Below are 2,099 nucleotides of genomic sequence, written 5' to 3' on the forward strand. Positions count from 1 at the left end.
CACAGCCACCCAACCCCGACCGTCCGGGAAGCCGGGACACGTCACATGGCCTGTGCTGCGGGCGTGTCGAGTGGGTCGTCCAGGGGCGACGCAGGAGCGTCGACGCGACGTGCTGAGAGGTGGTTCCAGTCGAGCACTAGGACACCGGCTACAGGCATGGCGATAGGTCAGGAACGGCGTCGCTCCCTACGCAGGAGGGAGCGCAGAGTCTCGGCGTTCGCGTAGCCGACCCGTAGCGCGATCTCGGCGGAGGTAAGGTCCGTGGTTGCTGAGAGGTGCCGAGCTCGTTCGATGCGAAGCCGTTGGACGAAGCCGAGCGGAGTGAGGTTGAGCGCCGCACGGACTCGTCGTTCGAGGGTGCGCCGGCTGGTGCCGAGCGACTGCGCGACGAAGGCGACGTTGAACGGTTCGTCCAGGCGGGCGCGCACGAAGCGTTCGAACTCGACGACGATCGGGTCCTCGTGCCGGAGATGTTCGTAGGCGACGAAGGCCGCCTGCGACGGACGCTCGTCGATGATGAGGAGCTTGGCGACATGTTGGGCCAGGTCGGGGCTGATCGATCGCACGAGTGAGAGCGCGAGGTCGATGTGGGCGAACGCGGCGCCGGCGGTGACGAGGTTCCCGTCGACCACGACCATGGTGTCGAGATCGAGGGCGACGGTCGGATAGCGCTTCAGGAACTCCGGCCCCAGGAACCAGCTGGTCGTCGCCCGCCGATGATGCATCCGTCCGGTCTCGGCGACAGCGAACACGCCGGTGCACGCCGCGGCGATCCGGGTGGTCGCGTCGTCGAGGCGCCCGAGCGAGGCGATGACCGAACGAGCATCTCGGCTCTGGAGGGCGTCGTTGGTAGCGGCGGCCGTGAGGGTTCCAAGCGCAGGGACGACGACCACGTCGAACTCTGCGGACTCCGACAGCGGGTGGTCCACCGACAGGGTCATCGATGCCGTCGTGGTCACTCTCCGTTTCGGTCCGAGGATGGCGAGTTCGATCGGGTCGATCCGCGGGTCGACATCGCCGCGGGCTCCGTCGGCCACCCGCACGATGTCGATGACCGACGCGACAGCCGAACCGAAGCAGCCGTCGATCGCGATCAGTCCGATACGCATGGCGCGAACAATAGCAATACTGCCGTATACGCCACTTCTCACATGCCCTTGCTCGTCATACGCTGAACTCGCTTCACCAAGAAACCTCGACACCTAGGAGAACCCCTCATGTCCACACCCGCATCACTTCCGTATGCCTTCGTCGCCAAGATCGTCGCGGCCGATGGACAGCACGACGCGCTCGCCGATCTGCTCGCCGGCGCTGTCGCGCTCGCCAACGAAGAAGTAGGAACGATTGTCTGGTTCGCGGTCAGGACCCACGCCGACACCTTCTGGATCTTCGATGCATTCCCCGACGAGGCCGCTCGCGACGCCCACGCCAACGGCGCCATCGTCGCAGCCCTGATGGCCAACCAGCACCTCCTCGGCGCAGCACCCGAGATCCTGGCGGCCGACGTCCTCGCGTCCAAGCTCCCGTAGTCCGCCAACGCACGAGACGATCGCGCCCCGCCGAGCCGTCGCCAGGTCGCGACGCAACGCCACGCTGCGTTGCCGAGCGGTGCGAGGCCTATCGGCACACGGACAGGATGCCGGCCGCGAGCGCTCAGCCGGCTAGGGGTCCGTCGCAGAGGAGAGCGACGTCGGTGTCGGGCAGAGCCGTGAGGCCAGCGCATCGCGCGACCACCAGAACCGAACCGCCCCTGCCCTGCGTTTCCGCAGGTCAGGGGCTGTTCGCCGGAGCCGCCTGTCGGAATCGAACCGACGACCTAATCACGTCGGCTTTGCGTCTATCGCTTGATGCGCCCACTGGGCGAACGAGCCGCTGACCTGCGCAAACGCCGAGCGTGGGGGACGCCGCCATCCGGTGGTGACCGACGACGACCGACCAGTACCGACCGTTTCACCGGAGCTTGCGGCGGCGTCGAAGCCGAGCAAGCTCCATTCCTTTAGCTCACCGCACCCTCCTCCTCGCCGGTCCCGTCGTCGTCGAAGACGTTTCCGGGGTCTTCTCAGATGACGGTGTAGGTCGGCCGGGCGCGTCGGTCCGCA

General features: G+C 67.0%; 2 protein-coding genes. One reads left to right on the plus strand and one right to left on the minus strand.

Translation table 11 applies throughout. The features are described 5' to 3' along the window. Positions 1-167 precede the first annotated feature (167 nt). Positions 168-1,109, minus strand: coding sequence for a GlxA family transcriptional regulator (locus N802_RS19075; protein ID WP_003941078.1), 942 nt, complete (start codon positions 1,107-1,109; stop codon positions 168-170). A gap of 108 nt (positions 1,110-1,217) precedes the next feature. Here N802_RS19075 and N802_RS19080 point away from each other — a divergent pair, with 108 nt between their 5' ends. Then, complete coding sequence (locus tag N802_RS19080) at positions 1,218-1,529, plus strand: putative quinol monooxygenase (protein WP_003941073.1); 312 nt, start codon at positions 1,218-1,220, stop codon at positions 1,527-1,529. Positions 1,530-2,099 lie beyond the last annotated feature (570 nt).

The sequence above is a fragment of the Knoellia sinensis KCTC 19936 genome, assembly GCF_000768705.1.
Classification (GTDB): domain Bacteria; phylum Actinomycetota; class Actinomycetes; order Actinomycetales; family Dermatophilaceae; genus Knoellia; species Knoellia sinensis.

Bases quoted from the DNA above. Each gene is read 5' to 3' on its own strand.
- N802_RS19080 (WP_003941073.1), top strand. From the start codon at position 1,218: ATGTCCACACCCGCATCACTTCCGTATGCCTTCGTCGCCAAGATCGTC.
- N802_RS19075 (WP_003941078.1), bottom strand. From the start codon at position 1,109: ATGCGTATCGGACTGATCGCGATCGACGGCTGCTTCGGTTCGGCTGTC.